The organism is Acinetobacter piscicola (genome assembly GCF_002233755.1).
In the GTDB taxonomy this organism is placed as follows: Bacteria; Pseudomonadota; Gammaproteobacteria; order Pseudomonadales; family Moraxellaceae; genus Acinetobacter; species Acinetobacter piscicola.
The window spans coordinates 271,123-291,807 of record NZ_KZ268704.1 but is presented as its reverse complement, the minus strand read 5'-3'; the positions used below and the strand labels follow the sequence as shown (position 1 = coordinate 291,807).

Genomic DNA, 20,685 nt, shown 5'->3' with positions numbered 1-20,685 from the left:
TAGGTATTAATTGCATAAAAAACCCGCATCAAGCGGGTTTTTTTATGAATAAACTTTAAGTTTATTTCACTAGTTTAGCCAACAATTCTTCTTTGCTTAAATTCACAGACTCAGCATCTTTACGACCTTTATATTCAAAAGTACCTGCGTCCAAGCCCTTTTCACCAATCACGATACGGTGTGGAATACCTGTAAGTTCAAGATCAGAGAATTTAACACCAGGGCGTTCGTTACGATCATCTAAAAGAACGTCATAACCCGCAGCTTGCAATTCAGCATACAAAGCTTCTGCTGCTTCAACAGTACGTGGAGATTTATGTGCATTCATAGGAACAATCGCAACTTCAAAAGGTGCAATGGCAGCTGGCCAAATGATACCTTTATCATCAAAGTTTTGTTCGATTGCAGAAGCAACAACACGAGTTACACCAATACCGTAACAACCCATAGTCACAACTAATGGTCTACCATCTTCACCCAATACTTTACAGTTAAGTGCTTCAGAATATTTTTGACCTAATTGGAAAATATGACCGACTTCGATACCGCGCTTAATTAAAATTGTACCTTTGCCATCTGGAGAAGGATCGCCTTCAACCACATTACGTAAGTCATATACCTCAGTAAACTGAGCATCACGTTCCCAGTTCACACCAACTGCATGTTTATCCACTTCATTAGCGCCTGCAACAAAGTCAGATAGAACAGATGCAGCACGGTCAATAATGACGGCTAAGCCTTTTTCTACGAGACCTTGAGGGCCACAGAAACCTGTGACTAATCCATTTTCTTGAATTTGTTGTTCAGTTGCAAAAGTTAGTGGGCTTGCAATGAGAGGATGTTTTTCAGCTTTAATTTCATTGAGTTCGTGATCGCCACGGAGGAATAGGGCAACGACAGGTACTTTGCCATTTTCATCTGCAAGACCTTGAACCAATAATGCTTTTACAGAATGTGCAGGATCAGCGTTCAAGAAAGTTGAAACATCGGCAATGGTTTTTTGATTTGGTGTATCGACAACTTCAAGTGCTTTAACGGGTGCAGAACGCTCACCTACTAAAACAGCCTCAGCCATTTCAACATTGGCCGCATAATCTGACTCAGTCGAGAAAGCGATATCATCTTCACCACTTGAAGCTAACACGTGAAATTCGTGTGAACCTGAGCCACCGATTGAACCTGTATCAGCTTGAACTGGACGGAAGTTTAGACCCAAACGTGAAAAAATACGGCAATAGGTGTCATACATGACATCATAAGTTTCTTGTAAAGACGCTTGATCAACATGAAATGAATAAGCATCTTTCATGATAAATTCACGAGAACGCATTACACCGAAACGCGGACGAATTTCATCACGGAATTTAGTCTGAATTTGGTAGAAATTTATTGGAAGTTGTTTGTAACTTTGCAGTTCGTTACGAGCTATGTCTGTAATGACTTCTTCATGGGTCGGGCCAAGTACGAAATCATTGCTATGACGATCTTTAAAGCGCAGTAATTCAGGACCATATTGTACATAACGACCAGACTCTTCCCAAAGAGAGGCAGGCTGAGTTACGGGCATTAATGTTTCCAAAGCACCAGCACGGTTCATTTCTTCACGAACAATGGCTTCAACTTTATTTAACACACGTACACCCATCGGCAACCAATTGTATAAACCTGAAGCCAATTTACGAATCATCCCAGCACGTAACATCAGTTGATGTGAAATAACTTCAGCATCGTTTGGGGTTTCTCTTAACGTTGCAAATAAAAAGCGACTCGCGCGCATGGAAACTGTCCTAAAATTCTTAGATTTAAAGCAGAGATTATACGATAAAAAAATCAGCTGAACATTTATAATGTTGGCTTGATTTAAAATAAGGATCTCAGTGGTTTTAAATTTATGAGAATTTTATTGTGAAAAATCTATTTTAAAAATTCTTACTTGAGTGTGTTTGCTAAGCGATAGAATTCTAAAAAGCAGAAAAAGGAGCCTCTTGAGTCAAGAATATTATCCGTATATTTATTAGGATATCTTAAAAATATAGTTGAGTATTCCTGTTATTTCAAAGCTGTATTTTCATTGTTCAAGTCTTTTTAGGCGATTGATTATGTCGTCATAGTAGGCTTGAGTGCTTTGGTAATTGCTTTGCAAACTTTCAATGTAGCCTTTACTGCGTCCAATATTCTCTGAGTTATATTTGATTCGATCCTTTAAAATGACTGGCACGGTACTTCCTTTACGGTAAAACTCCATTTCTTGTCTTTTTAATAATATACGGTCACTTTGTAGTTGTTTAAGATTTTGATTTTGCAGATTAATTTGCTGTTTAATGTTTTGCAAAATTTCATTCTTTTTGTTTGACGCAACTGTGGAATTCCCATAAGCCCGTTTTAAACGGGCATCTTGTTCTAATTTTCGAACTTCAGATGCACGTGATGTAGATTGTTGTAGGTCTCGTTCGACACTATAGGCTTTATTGCGTTTAATGACTTGCATGTTACGATCCAATGCTTCATAGCCATATTTGATATGCGCAGGAGTAACAGAAGTACTAATATTGGCAACTCCATTTTTATCGTAATATCTGTACCATGCTGCTCTAGGTTCTTGTTGCTCTGCATAGATAGTAGTCATACATGCACAAAGTAGAATGATCGACAAAAATACATGAGTTATTTTTTTTGTTTTTAAACCTAGATTTTGACAATAGATTTTTTTATTCATTTAACGCCTACCATCCCCCAAAAACTAAATTGATTTACTTGGTTTTAAAATCAGTCTAAGATCATCTTATGTGTTTACAAAAGTTTAATAAACAATAAAGTTATAAAACAAGACAGAATGTTTTTTTTAATGTGAGCTTTACAGTGTTTTATGTATGTAATGCGATTTATGACAAGAAATGTTTATTGGTAAAGTTAGTTAATATATGTTAAAAAAAGCTGATTAATTGTAAAAATAAATCTGTTCAGCACAATTCAATCCAAGCTAGCGGAAAGGGGCATTAAATGGACGATAAATTTCAAAATCTAAAAGTCATGGTTATCGATGATTCAAAAACTATTCGTCGTACTGCTGAAACATTATTGCAACGAGAAGGTTGTGACGTTGTCACTGCTGTAGATGGTTTCGAAGCGCTGTCTAAAATCGCTGAAGCAAATCCAGATATCGTATTTGTCGATATCATGATGCCACGCTTAGATGGTTATCAAACATGCGCTTTAATTAAAAATTCTCAAAATTATCAGAATATTCCTGTCATTATGCTTTCTAGTAAAGATGGTTTGTTTGATCAGGCAAAAGGACGTGTCGTAGGTTCAGATGAATATTTAACAAAACCATTTAGTAAAGATGAATTATTAAATGCAATTCGCAATCATGTAAGTGCTTAAAGATTAATTTTGGGGAAAATAATGGCGAGAATCTTAATTGTTGATGATTCACCAACAGAAATGTTTAGATTTAAAGAAATTCTAACAAAACATGGATTCGAGGTTCTTGAAGCAACAAATGGTGCGGATGGTGTAACGTTGGCTCAAGCTGAATTACCTGATCTCGTGTTGATGGATGTTGTAATGCCAGGTGTAAATGGTTTCCAAGCAACACGTCAAATTGCACGCAATGCAACCACTAAGCATATTCCAATTGTAATTGTCAGTACAAAAGATCAAGAAACTGACCGTGTTTGGGGCAAACGCCAAGGTGCTTGCGATTATCTAACAAAACCTATAGATGAGAATCAGCTAATCAATACGATTAAGCAATATCTCCAAGCAGGATAATATATGGCAGCAAATGGATTTATCGAATTACTTCGACTGTCTAAGCGGGGCAATAAAAATTACGCAGATAACGACAGTGAAGTAAATCGATGGTCAGGCATTGCATTTGAAATGATGGGGCAATATTTTGTTGCTCCATTAGGGGAGGTTTCGGAAGTTATATATCCGCCGAAATATACACCAGTTCCAAATGTTCAGGGCTGGGTGAAAGGTTTGGCGAATATTCGTGGACGGTTATTGTCAGTTTCCGATTTGGCTTTTTATTTAACGGGGCAAAGAAGCCAATTTCTACCTACTCAAAAAGTCTTATGTATTAGCCATAATGATCATTATGTCGGTTTGGTCGTAGATCAAGTCTTGGGGATTCAGCATTTTAATAAAAAAGGTTTTTTTTCTAAAAATAATCATTTAGAAGAAAACCTTCAATCGTATTGTCAAGGATATTTTCAACAGCATAATCAAGCATGGAATGTATTCTTGTTTAGCCGTTTGCTGAATGACCCTCAATACATGAATGCATCAGAAAAATTTATAAACTAGCTTTGACGCCTAAATGAAGAGTTAAGCGAATCGGGAGAAGCTGAATGGGCTTTAAACTAAAAAAGAAAAATACAGGGGATACTGCTCAAAAAAGTAGTCCAGGCGTATTAACCAAAACGAAATCAAAAATTGATGAGTTTGCTAAGTTATTTGGAGAAAGCGATAAGTCTAAGCCTTTCATTCAAATGGCGATCGTCAGTATTGTAATTGCACTGATTGTACTCTTAATTTTGTTCTATACGGTTCCTCGAAATAACGATTTAACGCGTAGTTTGGGTGAATTAAAACTTTTATCTCAAACTTTGTCGCGTCAAGCTAAAGATGCTACGGATTCTGGTTCTAAAGAATCGATTCAGGCACTTGTGGCTTCTCAGAAAAAATTCCAAGAAAACTTAGATGTTGTGAAAGACATTCATGTTTCGTCTAAAGAACTTGTGAATGCTGAAAAAATTTGGGCAAAAGTTTCTAGTGATATCGATCAGATTTCATCACAACAAAAAGTCATTAACCAATTATATGACACCAACATTGCCGTTGCAGATGCTATTCCAGGCATGCAGGCTGAGTACAACCTAATGGTTGACCAAATGGCACGTGACAATATGCCAAGTACTCAGGTGGTTATTGCGAAGAACCAAGTATTTATTGCGGAACGTATTTTACGTTCGATTGGTTCGGTCTTGGGTGGTTCTGATAATACACGTGCATCAGCAGAAGATTTTAATGCCGATACAGAAACATTTGGTACGTATTTGAATGCGCAATTAAATGGTAATGTTGACTTAGGTGTAACACGTATTGATAAGCCTGAATTGCGTGAATCATTAGAAAGTATTAAGTCTGACTATAATGAAATTGTTCAGTTAGCATCGACCTCAGTATTAAAGAACTCAGACCAAATTTTCAAAGTACGTCAAGCTGTTTCAAGTATTTATGCTGAATCAGATAACATGTTAAACAGCTTAAACCGTCTTTCAATTAATACGGGTGTAGGCACTGTTTTACCTGCGTTGGTTTTATTGCTGGCTTTAGGTGCGTTCTTATTTGCCGTATTCAAACTTCTTTCTTTACGTAGTGTATCAGATAAGGTTCGTGTAACTCGTTTACAAGATGAGTATGACCGTAACCAGAATGCGATTTTACGTTTACTGGATGAGATTGCCGACTTGGCAGACGGTGATTTACGTTCATATGCAACGGTATCGGAAGATTTTACGGGTGCAATTGCCGACTCGATTAACTTCGCGATTGACCAATTACGTGACCTTGTATCTCGAATCCACGAAACTTCGCAAGAAGTTGCGCAATATACGCAAAATACGCAAGAGATCACCAACCAGCTTGCGGAAGCATCTGAGCATCAAGCGCAAGAGATTGCAGGTGCATCTACTGCGATTAACGAAATTGCACAGTCAATTGATGACGTATCTGCAAATGCTGCTGAGTCAGCAGAAGTAGCGCAACGTTCAGTACAAATTGCATCGAATGGTGCGAATGTTGTAAACCGTTCAATTGAAGGTATGGATACAATTCGTGAGCAGATCCAAGAAACGTCTAAGCGTATTAAACGTTTGGGTGAATCTTCTCAAGAAATTGGTAACATTGTCTCTCTGATTAACGATATTGCCGATCAAACGAATATCTTGGCGTTAAATGCTGCAATTCAAGCATCGATGGCAGGGGAAGCGGGCCGTGGTTTCGCCGTGGTTGCGGACGAAGTACAGCGTCTTGCGGAACGTTCAGCGTCTGCAACTAAGCAGATTGAAACATTAGTTAAAACGATTCAGACAGATACTAACGAAGCGGTAATTTCGATGGAACAAACCACTTCAGAAGTTGTGCGTGGTGCGAATCTTGCGAAAGATGCAGGTGTTGCACTGGATGAGATTCAAACTGTATCGAGTAACTTGGCGAAATTGATTGAGAGTATTTCTGAGTCTGCGAAATTACAGTCTGCATCTGCAGGTCATATCGCAAATACGATGAATGTTGTACAAGAAATTACTTCGCAAACAACAGGTGCTACGTTTGATACTGCACGTTCAGTTTCTGAATTGGCAAACATGGCGGATTCATTACGTCAATCTGTTTCAGACTTTAAACTACCTGAATAAAACGATTGGTACTCGATGCAATATTGACGATACAGTTTGTATTGCATCGAGGAATGATAGCCTTCTAAAGTTATTCAGTTTGACTGAAGTTTTAAAGGTTTTAGTCCCATAGAAGGGAACTAACATAGAAGCCTAAGCTATGAAAGAAATATTAAAAAATTTAGTGGAACATGTCACTTTACCTGAAGATGCTTATCTAGATCAGGACGATGAAATTTTAGGAATTTTTGTAGAAGAACTCGAAGAAATTTTTGAAATGTTACAGACTTCGCTTGTGCAATGGAAAACAAGTGAGGCTCAGGCTGAGGAGTTGGTGAATGTTCGCCGTTACTTCCATACGCTTAAAGGATCTGGCCGTATGGTTGGGGCAAAGCAATCGGGTGAGCTTGCTTGGACTGTTGAAGACACTTTAAACCGCATTATTGCAAAAAATTTAGAACTGACAACAACGATTCAGCAATATGTAGATGCTGTATTTAACGTTTATAAATTTAAACTTTATCCAGAGTTTGTAAATAAAAAGCCACATCATCTTAGTTTGGCACCGTTGGTTTATTTAGGACAACAATTACAACAAAAACAAAGTTTAGAGCCAGCGCTTGATGATTTATTGAAGTTGTCTATAACATTAAACAATGTGGATGTTATTACTGGCTTAGAGTTGGATGGTGTATCTGAAACTTCTCAAGTCGTAGCGGTTGAAAATGAACAAACTTCTCCAGTAGCCGTAGAGTTAAGTACAGATGACGGTTTAATTTCTGAAACATTGGCAATTTTTGTTGAAGAGTCAGAAGACCATTTAGCTGTAATTAATGAGTTTTTGCATTTAGAGCAACATACGCCTGAGCAATATAATCGATTGATTCGTGCCTTGCATACTTTACGCGGCAGTTCTTCAATGGCACATGTCAATCATGTATTTGAAGCCAGTAGCAAGGTAGAGCAATTATTTAAAGTGTTGGTTCAGGAAGATACCGAATCATCGAAGAATGAAAATACTTTACTGATTCACTATGCAGAATTTGTCAGCGACTACTTACATGTTTTAAAACAAAAAGGTCATGATGATTTAGAACTTCAAAATATTTATCAAAAATTCAATGAAGCATGGGATCGTTATGATTTCCAAAACGAATATCAGCATGAAAATGAGCAACAAGTTGGTTTAGTATCACAACTGGTCGATTTGGAAATTGATTTATTGCTTGATGCTGAGTTTGAGTTTGAAAAACGTGCTCAGACTGAATATCCTGAATATTTTCAACAACTCAGCCAACAGGCTCAGTTACTTGTTGAGCACACAGATAATCGTGCTGCACAAGGGATTCATGAGTTTAGCTTAGCGTTGAAAGATAGCTATGATCAAGTATTGCAGCAGCATGCTTTATTAAATACAGATTATGTATTTGAAATTTTCTCTAAAGCCCATCAAGAATTCATTCATTTATTCGATACATTAGCCTCTGGGCAACGTGTGATTTTAGATGAGCGTACTCAAGCGATTTTGCTTGAATTACATGACTATTTACATCAAGAAATTGATGCAAGTATTGCTGTTCAAGCTGCAGAGAAGCCGCTTAATACGGCTATTGCAGCACCAGAAGCAAGCCCAGTTGAATCTGTAGGTAATTTCGTTTCAACACAAATTAGTAAAGATAAACAAAATATTGATTCAGAGCAGAGCCAAAAAGCTTTTGATGCAGATGTTCTTGATATCTTTATTGAAGAGGCTGATGAGCTTTTAGTTGAAATGGATCAAGACCTAAATACTTGGTCGAGTAATCCTAAAGATACGACAGCATTGAATAATTTAATGCGTTATTTGCATACCTTAAAAGGTGGTGCAAATATGGTACAAGCCACACATATTGGTTTGATCGCACATGAATTAGAAACGATTTATGAGCGTGTAATCAAAGGCCAGTTGAATGTTACACCACAAATTGTCCAATCTATTCGACTGATTCAAGATGATGTGGCAGACCGTATTCAGCTCATTCGTGAAAAATCTATCGATTATCCAGCAGATCATATTCTTGGCATTTTACAGAATATAGATCAGCAACTTGAAACTAAAAATACGGCAGCACAAACAGACCCTCAACCACAATCTACAACGGTTTCTGATGACTTGGTTGAAGTTGCTCATATTGATGATGATATTATCCTCGCGACTGATCCACAAACGGTTGAGCAAAGGCCTGCTGATGTTGATTTAGATCCAGCTGAGTTAATTGCCCGAGAAACTTTTTTTGAAGAAGCTCGTGAACTGATTGATGATGGTTTAAGAATTTTATCTCACTGGTTTGAACAACGTAGTAACCGTAGTTTATTACTCCAATTACAACGTATCGCACACAGCTTAAAAGGTGGTGCGAAGATGGTGAAATTGGATCAAGCTGCTGATATTGCATATGAATTGGAAAATGCTTTCGAACAATTTGGTTTGCATAACTTTAACTCCAATGTTTATGATGGTTTGCTTGAAAAAACGTTTAATTGGTTAGACTCAGCAATTTTTAATCATCATTATGAAAATTTTGATGGGTTAAAATTAAAACTACATAATATTGAATATGTTGATGTTTCGGCACAACTTCCAGATAAATTAGCTCGTACTAATTTGATTTTTGATACGTCTGAAAGTGATGTTGTTCATGGTGATGGTACTGAACCGCCTTCAATGTTAGGTGAATGGGATCTTTCAGAAAAAACTGAAACCAGCAATGAGATGATTCGTATCTCTGCTGATTTAGTGGAAAAAATGATCGATCTTTCAGGTGAAAATGCGATCAACCGTTCACGTATTGAAATGGATTTAGGTCAGTTAGGTAATACCTTGACTGATATGGAATTGGCCATCAAACGTTTGGCTGATCAGTTGCGTCGAATGGAAGGCGAACTTGAATCACAAATTATTGCTAAACATGGTGATTTAGGCTCACGTTATGCTGACTTTGACCCGCTTGAGATGGATCAATATTCATCCCTCAATCAATTGTCAAAATCACTTGCTGAATCTGCATCTGACTTGGTTGACTTTAAGACGACTTTGGCTGAAAAGATTCGTGATACAGAAGGTTTATTACTTCAACAGTCACGTATTCAAGCTGAAATTCAAGAAAGTTTAATGCGTACTCGCCTTGTACCATTCTCACGTCTATTGCCACGTTTACAACGTTTAGTGCGTCAAACTTCATCAACTTTGAATAAACCAACTGAGCTTTTAGTGAACAATACTGAAGGTGAATTGGATCGTAATATTCTAGAAAAATTGGTTTCTCCTTTGGAGCATATGCTTCGTAATGCGATTGACCATGGTATTGAAGAGACAGAAGTTCGTCAAAAACTTGGCAAATCACTTACGGGACAAATCGATTTAAATATTACCCGTCAAGGAACAGATGTTCTCGTTTCATTTAGTGATGATGGTAAGGGGATTAACCCTGAAATCATTCGTACTAAAGCGATTGAGAAAGGCTTGATCGATGCTGATCAGCAGCTAGAAGCTGAAGAAATTTTACAATTTATTTTCCATCCAGGGTTTAGTACAGCACAACAAGTGACGCAGATTTCAGGTCGTGGCGTAGGTTTGGATGTTGTACAAAGTGAGATCAAACTCTTGGGTGGACAGGTGACTGTTAGCTCGGAATTAGGCAAAGGTTCAACATTTACCATTCGTGTACCAACAACAGTGGCAGTAAGTGATGCCTTGATGGTGAAAGTAGGTGATCAACAATTTGCTGTACCATTATCGCAAATTGATCGTATCGTGCGTATTTCACCAGCAGCTTTGGAAGAATTTTTTGAAAGTCAAAATGACTACTTCGATATCGATTTCCAACGTTATAAGTTGCGTTATTTAGGTGAATATACGGCCAATCAAATTACACCTCGTTTGCACGGTGTTGGGCATTCATTACCAGTATTGTTGATTAAAGGAAGCATGGGGCAATCGATTGCGATTTTGGTTGACCAATTAATTGGCTCTCGTTCACAAATTGTTGTAAAACCGATTGGATCACAATTTGCAACGGTCAATGTGATTGCAGGGGCGACAATCCTCGGTGATGGTCAGGTTTGTTTGATTTTGGATGGTCAGAATATTGCACGACAAGTCCAAGCTTCAACACGTGGTCATACACTGAATGCGCATCAAGATAAGCAGCGTCATCGTGATCAACGTCGTTTAATTATGATTGTGGATGACTCAGTGACAGTACGTAAGGTTACTTCGCGACTTTTAGAACGACAAGGTTTTGATGTCATTACGGCAAAAGATGGTGTCGATGCGATAGAGCAGCTTGAAAATGTTAAACCTGATTTGATGCTGTTGGATATTGAAATGCCACGTATGGATGGTTTTGAAGTGACCAACTTAGTCCGTCACCATGAAGTACATCGTGATTTACCGATCATTATGATTACGTCACGAACAGGTGAAAAGCATCGTGAACGTGCATTCAGTTTGGGTGTGACAAATTATATGGGTAAACCATTCCAAGAAGCTGATTTATTAGAAAATATTGATGCTTTGTTAACAGTTAAATAGGAGGACTCATGGCTAAAGATATTAAAAAGTCTGCTATTGATAAAATTAGTGCACAAGAATTACAACATCTGATTACTGTGTCTACTGGTTTTATCGATGCCTATATTATTGACTGTTATAAGAAGGCACCAATGTTAATCCCGCAGAATATCGTTCTTTCTGCTCAGGATAGTCCAACGCATGTAAAAGCTGTAGAGTGGCATGAAAAGAAATTACCTGCGTTCAGTGTCAGTGACCCTAGAAAAACATTAGGTGTTGCTTTAGTGATTGAAGGTGAAGAAGCAGATGAACATTTTGCTTTGATGTGTAATGAAATGCCGACTTCAATTCGTTTACGTATTTCTGAAGTGGTTGATGCTGAGAATAATTCAACGGATAAAACGATTTTACAACACGTAAAAATTGGAGAAAGAATTTATCATGTACCTAATTTAGACCAAATTCAGCAAGAGATTGGGCTATAAATCAATACTTGATAAAAGCAACAACGTACTCAGAACAAAGGACGCTTAAAGCGTCCTTTGTTCTATTCAAATATATTAAAAATTGTTTTTAAAACAAAACTATGCCAATAATTCTATCAAAATTTGTTCATAAATTTCAGCCAAAGGCTCTAATTCATCGATATTGACATGTTCATTGATCTGATGAATGGTAGCATTCAATACACCTAATTCCAGAACCTGAGCACCTGTAGGGGCAATAAAACGACCGTCAGATGTACCACCACTGGTTGAAAGCTCAGTTTCAGTTCCTGTGACATTTTTAATTGCCGTTTTTGCTGCATTCACCAATTCACCAACAGGCGTTAAAAATGGCAAACCTGATAATGTCCATTTGATGTCGTATTCAAGATTGTTTCGATCTAAAATTTCCAAAACACGTGCCTTTAACTGCTCAGCTGTAACTTCTGTTGAATAGCGGAAGTTAAACGTTACCGCCATTGTTCCAGGTACAACATTGGTTGCTCCTGTACCCGCATGAATATTCGAAATTTGGAAAGAAGTTGCAGGGAAGTATTCATTTCCATGATCCCACACCGTGTCACATAGCTCAGTAATGGCTTTAGATGCGATGTGAATGGGGTTCACTGCTAAATGAGGGTAGGCTACATGGCCTTGTTTACCTTTCACTGTTAAAACAGCATTTAAAGAGCCACGGCGACCATTTTTGACAATATCACCAAGGGTATGGGTACTTGATGGTTCACCGACTAAACACCATTTCATTTTTTCATTACGTGCTTCTAAAGTCTCGATCACTTTTACTGTACCGTTAATCGAAGGACCTTCTTCATCGGAAGTGATAAGAAAAGCAATTGAGCCTTTATGGTTTGGGTGCTTTTTGACAAAGCGTTCAGAAGCAACCACCATCGCCGCCAATGCGGTTTTCATATCCGCACTGCCACGTCCATAAAGTTTACCATCACGTATTTCAGGTAAAAACGGATCTGAATGCCAAGCATCTAGATGACCTGTAGGAACAACGTCGGTATGACCTGCAAAACAGAAGACAGGCTCTTGAGTACCACGTCTTGCCCAAAGATTATCAACATCCTCAAAACGCATATTTTCAATATTGAAACCAACTGCAGCTAAGCGCTCAGCCATGATGGGTTGGCAAGTGTGATCAACTGGGGTAACTGAAGGTTGACGAAGAAGTTGCAAACTCAGGTCTAACGTATCCGAATGATTCATGGACAATGATCAAATAAGTAAATTGAGCGATATAATAGAGGAAGATAAAACTGAAAGAAAATCAAAAAATTCGAGAAGGTTTAAAACTATTATAAATGTAAATAAAAAAGCCCAATCTTTTGATCGGACTTATTGTGTAACTACAGAATGCTAAAGTACAGAATTTACAGCTTATCTTGAGTTTTTTCAGCGGTGTTCGTTACAACATCACCAACTTTAGATACGTCTTGCCCCACACCTTTAACAGTGTTACAACCTGTTAAAATAAATCCAACAACCATAGAAGCAACTAAAATTTTTTTCATTTACATCTCCAATTGTAATCTATTTATATATTTCCCAAGTTTAAATAATGCAAAGCTTTAGAAATATGATCCATTATAAGATAATTGGTTAAAAAGTGTATGCAATCACATGAAAAATTACATATTATTTACAGAATAGGTGCTTTTGAAGCAGATGCTTTTGAAGCAAGTAAGGCTGCTTGACGAAACATATAGAACTGTTGTGTTTGAATATTGTGATATAGACCATTACACCACCATTGAGCAAGCGCTGAAGATTGTACTAAATCTGGGCAAATCCATTCGTGGCGCTGTAAACGATATAAACTGTTATCAATTTGATGTCCCCATGTTCCCACTCTTCTTGCAGGGTTGAGCCAAGCAGGAAGGGCTGTACTGTCTGTAGAGTTCGTGTCAGAAAGTAAGTGTCTAGAACGTGGAATAAAAAGTTGTCCTTTCATCACTGCAAATTTCTTTTCAATATTCAAATCTAAAGCTTGGGTAAATTGAAACTGTTTGCTTGAAAAGTGGTTGAGTTTACGAAATAACGTATCACTACGATTTAAGCCATACCAATGTTCTAAACTTAAATTCGCTTCACCGAGATAATATTTTAAAGCAACTTCCCACTGTTCAATTTGTTGTGTTGCAAGATTCAAAACTAAAAAATCAATTTCGCCTAAGGTATTTTTTCCTTCAATAATTTGAATACTGTGTTGAATCAGTTTGAAGTTTGTTTGAGCGCCATCATGTAGCCAAAACCAAAATAAATATTCAAAGCGTAGTCCAAGCCTTGTACTTTTTAATTGCTGTAGAAACAAGATTAGCGGTTCAGGATTGATATCTAATTCAGCTAATCTACTTTGGTACAAGTCGAATTGTTGTTGCCAGAATTGAGTGTGATGCAACTCAAAATGGTTTTTAATCTCTAATTCTTGTGGATGACTTCGGATGATATTTGGACTGGCAATACAGAATGCAAGTTGCCGAACGATTGGATGTTTGTAGCTTAACCAAGGTTCAAAATAAGTGTCCATATGGTTTTTTGATTTCCTTTTTTAAATCAAAATTTGCTTTCATCATGTAAATGGGGAGTAGAAACGTCACACTAAAACGGTGTTTTCTGGTCATTCAACTGAGCATAACACTCAATACACTTAGTCATGCATGATTTATAACGGGTCAGCTTTCTCTTTATCTATAGATCATTTAAAGCAATGCTAATGCTGTTCTCTTGGGTATTCTAAAATACGTGGAAAATGAAAATCATAACTGTCTAAAGCATATTTATATAATTGAGCAGGGCGTTTTCCTGCAATTTTAGATTGATCGGTTTCCTCTACAGCACCTGCTTCAATCATACGACGTCTAAATGATTTTTTTTCCAAACTTTGCCCTAAAATGATTTCATAAATGTGCTGTAACTCAGTCAGAGTAAATAATTTTGGCATCAAACTTACAGGTAAAGCGGTATAACGTGTTTTATTACTAAGACGTTCAATCGCCATATTCAGTAGCTGTGCATGATCGAAAGCCAAATCTAGTTTTTGTGCATCAGCAATTGAAACCCATTCACTATATTCAGTTTGTGTAGTTGCAATTTTTTGAAATTCTTTAAAATCAATCAAAGCAAAATATAAAGCGGTGACTGACCAACCACGTGGGTCACGGGTGGCATTGCCTATACTTGCGACTTGTTCTAAATAGGGGGACTGAATTCCTGTTTTTTCAACAAGTTTGCGATGTGCTGAAGCCATCAAATCAGGATCTTGAGTCAAATCGATAAAGCCACCGGGTAGAGCCCACTTGTCTTTTTGTGGATAATTAGAACGTTTAATCAGTAAAACTTGTAGTTGTCCCGCATCTACAGAAAATATAGCCATATCCACAGTGAACAGTGGAGATTCATAATCCTTTTTATTGTAATTCGAGAGAAAGTCCTTTTCAGAAGTAAACGTCACAATTAGACTCACTTGATTTTTTCAATGAAATAGCTTGTAGGATTATTACAGGGTCATAGAAATTCGCCAAGTGGAAATTTGAAATCTGCTTTTAAATGATGATATTAATTGCAAATATAGGCGATCTCGTTCTTCAGTATTTTTTCCTAGATATTTATGATGTAGTCGTTTTCATTTATCCTAAAGATGAATAGTCCTACTTGAGTTTAAAAAGCAGGACTATTGGGGCTGTAAATGCGAGTTTAGTCTTTTAAATAAGCATCTATTTTTGCTCGAATTTCATTTAAAGTACATTTGGTTATCAAGTGTCCATTTTCAAAGACAACCTTTAATTCACCTTGCTGTTCTTGCTCAGCGCTTTGTTGGTCAAATAAAACAAAACCATCTTCAGACTGCTCAACACGCAGTAAGCCTTTAGCAGATTTTTTCACACCTGAATCAGTAATAGGATCTTTGAACAATTCACGCGGAATACCGTTGACTTGCCCCCAAGTGGCTTTGACTGCAAAACCAAAAGTATCACGGGTCAAATAGTTATAGGTATAACTGCCAATCCCAAACACGATATTATTTGATGCAAAACCTTTGGCTTCAAGTCCTTGCAATATTCTCAATGCACGATCTAATGTGATTGAATCACCATAAATCAGTCCAACACGTTCATTTAAAACGTTGTAGCCTTTTTCGGTATTCGTTCCACCAAAAATTTTCCATAAACATTGCACTGCACCTTTGTAAGCTGGGCTATCTATTTCAGCATCAGGGTCACCACAAATGATTTTAACTGGATCACCTGAATCTGGACGAAACACCAATTTCGCTAAACCTAAAGCATTCGGTTGGCGCGCTAATATTTCATCTTTGAGCTCTACAGTAAACTCAGTGATCACTCTCCAAAAGTCCCAAGTATCAGAGACAACACTCACCACACCTGAAGGATATAGTTCGCAAATTAAACGTCTAAAGGTATCAATTTCTTTATCTTCACTGCCCATGCACATCACGCTGTGTTCAGTTGCAGGGACAGAGACCCCAACGATACCCTCTGCAGCGTAGTATTCTTCTGCATAGTCGATAGCAGATACAGCATCTGTACCGATAAAACTGGTTAAGTGACCAACACCATTTTGTGTTGCATCATAAATACCACTCATGCCACGACTACTGAAATCATGGCCTTGTATCGCCACAAAATCGAGGGGCGCACCAGTTTTTAATGCATATTCAGTGAGTAGGCGTTTGTATTCGTAAGCAATCGTTGCAGTTGTACAACTTTTCCAAAGCTCAGCGCTAAGTACGGTTTCTAAATAATTGGTCAGCCAAAAAAACTCAGGCAATGTATTGATAATCGTCAATACGGGTACGCGAATATTAACGCGACTGCCTTCTGCTAAAGCTTTGATACGAATTGGTAAATAGCCTAAATCATGCAAAGCTTCAATGTGCTCAACAGGAACAGCACCATCACCTAAAGCACCGTCCATTCGGCGTTTATATGCTGTAACGACTTTGGTTTTGTCTTGTTGAAAAAAGCCTTCATTCCAAGTTTCAATAAGAAAGTGCTGAATGAAACCTTGTAAGCCAAAAAAGACGATTTTGTCTTCAAAGTCAGGCAACATATTGGCCAAACGTGACGAACGTGGTGTGAAATTCGCATAAACATATTCTGTACCAGTCGGGTACTGACGTCTATGGTCTGCTTTATAAAAGTCGATTGCATTTAAAGGGTTTATTTTAAAGCTCATTGTTATTCTCCAAGTTTCAACATTTCATTCATTTTTATCGGTTGATGTGATCATTTACGACTGAAGTAAATGATATTTAAGTTTTTGTATTGCTGTTGAATTAAGCTGTTTGTTGTGAAAATCTGATCGACAAGACCATCAAATACCTGCATGCCTTTACTAAAGATGCCGTGAGTCACATATAAGATGACGTGTTCACAATTGAGCTTTTTCAACTCTTCCGCAATACCAATAAAAGTTGCGCCACCATCACAAATGTCATCGCAAATTACGGCTGTTTTCCCAGTCAAATCAGTCGCATTTACCTGAGAATTCATCAGCCTTCCAGTGAGTGGGTTACGTTTCTTTTCACACTGAATCATTTCAATATTTTGCTTACGCAAAGGATTGATCGCCGCTGCAAGATTTGCTGTTCTAAGTTTTGCACCTGCATCAGGACAGACTAAAACTGTATTTTCAGCGGTTAAAATGCTCATCAGTGTTGAATCTTGCAAAATAATTTCACTGGGTTGCACATTTTCAACTTTCAAAAACTGAGTATTTTCATTTAGGAGTTTTTCAGTGGTTGTACTATGTGCATCCCATACAGTGATAGATTTGCGTTGTTGTGGAAATTTTTCTGTATTGATATTCAGCAGCTTGGTCATGATGTCCAAAGAAAAAGCTTGTCCTGTTGCACAAATACGGTCTTGGCGTGCATAAGGAAAGTAGGGCATTTCTATTTCAATTTCTAACTTTTGATTTAATAAAACATTTTCTATTAACAAATAATCCATTAAATCTTGGCTGTTATTGATTTGAGCTCGAATAAATACTCGACCATTTAATTGATTCAATCTTGTCGCATCAATTTGAACATGTCTTTCGCCACCAGCAAATTGCATGACTTTGATTGCAACTATTTCATTATTTATATCTTTGACTTGAATAGACATTTTTATATCTCTATAAGGTGGCTTATCGCCAATACAAATATAGTGTCATAAGGACATTATATTTGACAAGTGGAAATTAACATAAAATTACATATGTACGGGAAGCATGATTTTTAACCTGAGTGTTTGGAATTTAACAATACTTTGTTTTATCAATATATTTTTCTTAAAAAGCAGATAGAGAATGAATTTATATCTGCTCAAAAGTTTATGGTTTTTTTAATGTTTCACCTTTAGATTTTTATGTTTAGTCTAGAAATACAGTGAAATTTTCCACAGGTTCACGTGGTGTGATAAATGTATTTACGATGTGATTTGGATCTGCATAACCTAATGCAACGGTGCATACCAAGTCTTCATCATTTGGTGCATCAAGAATGTCTAAAACGATAGTGTGGAAATGGTTCCATGCCGCTTGCGGACAAGTATCCAAACCTCGCGCTTTGGCGGCGATCATGACATTTTGAACCATCATGGAAATATCCATTTTCGAACCAATCCCCATAGTTTTATTCACAGTAAAATATAAGGCAACAGGTGCATCGAACAGTTGGTAATTACGCAGTTGTTGCGCCGCCATCTTTTCTTTTTCACCTTTCAGAATTCCGAGAAGTCCATACAATCCCCAGCCATTTTCACGACGACGATCGATAAAGGGTGAAATCCAAGTTTCTGGATAATAGGGGAAAGTTTCTTGGTATTGTTTTGCAAGTTCTGGTGTGGTGAATAACTCAATTTGAGCGGCACACACACGATTGATCATTTCTTGGCGTTTTTTTCCCGTGACGACGTAGACTTTCCAAGGTTGAGTATTTGTCCCAGATGGTGCGCGACACGCTACGCTTAAAATATCCTTAATGGTCTGGGGATCAACCGCTTTATCTAAGAAAGCACGTACTGAATGACGGCTCGTAATGGCTTGATCAACTGCTTGAGTTTGTTCTGAACTCATAAAAACTCCGATTTATATGGTTATTTTATTGTATAAACTATAATACGATAGTCGTATAAGCACATTTAAAAAATTTAGTTGTTTTCTCTAAGCTACCGATTATATAACGATTATAGAAATGCTAATCTAAAAAAAGAATTGAAAACTATATGTTATTCGGTAAAACTGATTTTAATAAAGGGGTTGAGTTACGCTAGATTACAACAGTGTAGGAATTATACACAAATTGTTACTTTTGGGTTTTAACTTAGTTTCAACGCTTTCATAATTTAATAGCAGGCATACAAAGTGCAGTGTTTTTGAATGTGGTGTTTGAATAACTACTGAAGAAAACAATAAAAATTTAATTTTTTAACAAAGTATTGGGGTTAAAAAATTGAATTGTACGGATGCATAACATAAATAAGACTAGGAGTGTTTCATGAGTCTATTCACTAACAGCAAGTCATTTGTCATTAAAAGCTTAGCATTAACCGTCACAGCTTTAATGGTAAATACAGCTCATGCTGCTACAGACAGCGCAGAAATTCAGCAATTACGTACTGAGGTTCAAGAGCTTAAAGCTTTACTTCAACAGCAACAACAAGTTCAACAACAGCAACAAGTTCGACTTGCAGAAGTTGCAGCACAGCCTCAAGCGTCTTCTCCGTTAGCTGGTTTAAAATCTAAATCTGGTGCAGACATCAATATTTACGGTTTCGTACGTGGTGATGCAAACTACATCATCGAAGGTGCGGATGATGACTTCAACAAAGTAGCTGCTACAAATGGCGAAGCGGAAGATAAGTTACGTGCAACAGCTAAAACGACTCGTATTGGTTTAGATTTCTCTACTCCAGCAGGCGATTCAAAAGTTGGCGGTAAAGTTGAGGTTGATTTTGCAGGAAATGGCGCAAGCGAAAACCTTCGTATCCGTCATGCATATTTGACTTATAACAACTGGTTATTTGGTCAAACGACGTCTAACTTCCTTTCTAGCCATGCGCCAGAAATGATCGACTTCTCTACAAACGCCGGTGGCGGTACGACACGTATTCCACAAGTACGTTATGCATATAACTTAGCGCCAAGTACTAAACTTTTAGTTGCCGCTGAAGAAGGTAATAGCGCAGGTACTTCAATTAAATATAGCCTACCTGTATTAACTGCGAAAGTTGCGCATACTTATGCAAACTCAAAAGGTACTGTTTCGGGTCGTGCTTTAGTTGAAAACTATAAGTCTAGTGCTGCAGATGATAATAAAACAGGTTGGGGTGTTGCTTTAGGTACAGACTTTAAAGTAATTGATCCATTAAAGGTTTTTGCTGATGCTTCTTATGTGGTAGGTAACAGTAACTATTTATACGCAAGTAACAATGCATTCTCTGTTGTAGATGGTGACATTGAACAGAATGAATTTACTGCTATTCAAGTAGGCGCGACATACAAATTCTTACCGAACCTACGTTCTACTTTAGCTTATGGTACAGTATTGGCTGATGACGGTACTGATTTTGCTAAAGCAAACCAAACCGCAAACGAAAAAATTAAACAAGCTTGGGTCAATGTGATTTATTCACCGGCTAAACCAATCGATCTAGGTATTGAATATGTGAATGGTAAACGAGAAACTTTTGCTGGCCAATCTTATAAAGATAACCGTGTAGGTCTAATGGCAAAATACAACTTCTAATTTTAGAAAGTATTAAGCTCAAAAAACCGAGGATTATTCCTCGGTTTTTTATATATCTAACAATCGAAATTTATACTTTATAGACTTAAATATCAGAAAAAATTGTAAAAAATAAAGACTTTTATAAAAAAAACTGGATAATAGGCGCTCTTTTTAGAAATGAATTATTTCTAAAGCTTTTTCTATTGATATTTTTGATAGTCTGATGAAAAGTTACCCTTTTTTATCTGCGCTGGATTTCACAATATTTTGTTTTTCTCATTATTTGATGGAACGATCTTTTATCTATAATTGGAGTAACACCACATGACTCAAAACTTCTTGAAGTTGCTTGAATATAGCATTTCTGTTCATATTTAAGTCACACACTTTAACCCATTTTTATTTCCCATCTTTTAAGATATATCTTTCTCTTTTTTACCTTTAATTTGACATTAAATCCTTTTGGATTGCAAATTG

The 20,685-nt window shown here is 37.1% G+C and carries 16 protein-coding genes; 7 read left to right on the top strand and 9 right to left on the bottom strand.

All coding sequences use genetic code 11. The annotated features are described in order from the left end of the window. Positions 1–61: 61 nt before the first annotated feature. Together CDA10_RS01270 and CDA10_RS01265 are read right to left on the bottom strand one after the other, a co-directional pair. Positions 62–1,777 (bottom strand): proline--tRNA ligase, encoded by a 1,716-nt coding sequence (locus CDA10_RS01270; RefSeq protein WP_089603706.1) that lies wholly within the window; start codon positions 1,775–1,777, stop codon positions 62–64. Between the two features lie 291 nt (positions 1,778–2,068). Then, positions 2,069–2,716, bottom strand: a complete 648-nt coding sequence (locus CDA10_RS01265) for a hypothetical protein (protein ID WP_089603705.1) — start codon at positions 2,714–2,716, stop codon at positions 2,069–2,071. Between the two features lie 284 nt (positions 2,717–3,000). On the opposite strand from CDA10_RS01265, the gene pilG reads away from it, so the two are divergent. The 6 genes from pilG (at position 3,001) to CDA10_RS01235 (ending at position 11,444) form a co-directional block, all read left to right on the top strand. Next, positions 3,001–3,384: a twitching motility response regulator PilG gene (pilG, locus tag CDA10_RS01260; protein WP_089603704.1), complete on the top strand. Its 384-nt coding sequence runs from the start codon at positions 3,001–3,003 to the stop codon at positions 3,382–3,384. A gap of 21 nt (positions 3,385–3,405) precedes the next feature. Next, entirely contained in the window at positions 3,406–3,774 is a 369-nt protein-coding gene (locus tag CDA10_RS01255) for a response regulator (protein WP_089603703.1), read from the top strand. 3 nt (positions 3,775–3,777) lie between these two features. Next, positions 3,778–4,314, top strand: a complete 537-nt coding sequence (locus CDA10_RS01250; RefSeq protein WP_089603702.1) for a chemotaxis protein CheW — start codon at positions 3,778–3,780, stop codon at positions 4,312–4,314. A 44-nt stretch (positions 4,315–4,358) separates the two neighbouring features. After that, the gene (locus CDA10_RS01245; RefSeq protein ID WP_089603701.1) at positions 4,359–6,428 is read left to right on the top strand and encodes a methyl-accepting chemotaxis protein; all 2,070 of its coding nucleotides are present in this window, start codon (positions 4,359–4,361) and stop codon (positions 6,426–6,428) included. A 139-nt stretch (positions 6,429–6,567) separates the two neighbouring features. After that, positions 6,568–10,980 carry an Hpt domain-containing protein gene (locus tag CDA10_RS01240; protein WP_089603700.1) on the top strand — a complete coding sequence of 1,471 codons (4,413 nt, stop codon included), beginning with the start codon at positions 6,568–6,570 and terminating at the stop codon, positions 10,978–10,980. An 8-nt stretch (positions 10,981–10,988) separates the two neighbouring features. Beyond that, positions 10,989–11,444 (top strand): hypothetical protein, encoded by a 456-nt coding sequence (locus CDA10_RS01235; protein ID WP_089603699.1) that lies wholly within the window; start codon positions 10,989–10,991, stop codon positions 11,442–11,444. Between the two features lie 99 nt (positions 11,445–11,543). Here CDA10_RS01235 and dapE read toward each other — a convergent pair whose 3' ends face one another. The 7 genes from dapE to CDA10_RS01200 form a co-directional block, all read right to left on the bottom strand. Continuing rightward, positions 11,544–12,677, bottom strand: a complete 1,134-nt coding sequence (gene dapE / locus CDA10_RS01230; protein WP_089603698.1) for a succinyl-diaminopimelate desuccinylase — start codon at positions 12,675–12,677, stop codon at positions 11,544–11,546. Positions 12,678–12,841: 164 nt separating this feature from the next. Next, a complete protein-coding gene (locus CDA10_RS01225) occupies positions 12,842–12,982 on the bottom strand; it encodes an entericidin A/B family lipoprotein (RefSeq protein WP_089603697.1) in 141 nt (46 codons plus the stop codon). A gap of 128 nt (positions 12,983–13,110) precedes the next feature. Further along, entirely contained in the window at positions 13,111–13,998 is an 888-nt protein-coding gene (locus CDA10_RS01220) for a DUF1853 family protein (protein WP_089603696.1), read from the bottom strand. A 183-nt stretch (positions 13,999–14,181) separates the two neighbouring features. Next, the gene (gene ntrR, locus CDA10_RS01215; RefSeq protein WP_089603781.1) at positions 14,182–14,922 is read right to left on the bottom strand and encodes an ADPR responsive transcriptional repressor NtrR; all 741 of its coding nucleotides are present in this window, start codon (positions 14,920–14,922) and stop codon (positions 14,182–14,184) included. A gap of 242 nt (positions 14,923–15,164) precedes the next feature. Then, on the bottom strand, positions 15,165–16,667 hold the full coding sequence (locus CDA10_RS01210; protein ID WP_089603695.1) for a nicotinate phosphoribosyltransferase: 1,503 nt from the start codon (positions 16,665–16,667) through the stop codon (positions 15,165–15,167). A 50-nt stretch (positions 16,668–16,717) separates the two neighbouring features. Further along, positions 16,718–17,602 carry a phosphoribosyltransferase family protein gene (locus tag CDA10_RS01205; RefSeq protein ID WP_089603694.1) on the bottom strand — a complete coding sequence of 295 codons (885 nt, stop codon included), beginning with the start codon at positions 17,600–17,602 and terminating at the stop codon, positions 16,718–16,720. 247 nt (positions 17,603–17,849) lie between these two features. Next, positions 17,850–18,554 (bottom strand): nitroreductase, encoded by a 705-nt coding sequence (locus CDA10_RS01200; protein WP_089603693.1) that lies wholly within the window; start codon positions 18,552–18,554, stop codon positions 17,850–17,852. A gap of 421 nt (positions 18,555–18,975) precedes the next feature. On the opposite strand from CDA10_RS01200, the gene CDA10_RS01195 reads away from it, so the two are divergent. After that, the gene (locus tag CDA10_RS01195) at positions 18,976–20,226 is read left to right on the top strand and encodes a DcaP family trimeric outer membrane transporter (protein WP_089603692.1); all 1,251 of its coding nucleotides are present in this window, start codon (positions 18,976–18,978) and stop codon (positions 20,224–20,226) included. Positions 20,227–20,685 lie beyond the last annotated feature (459 nt).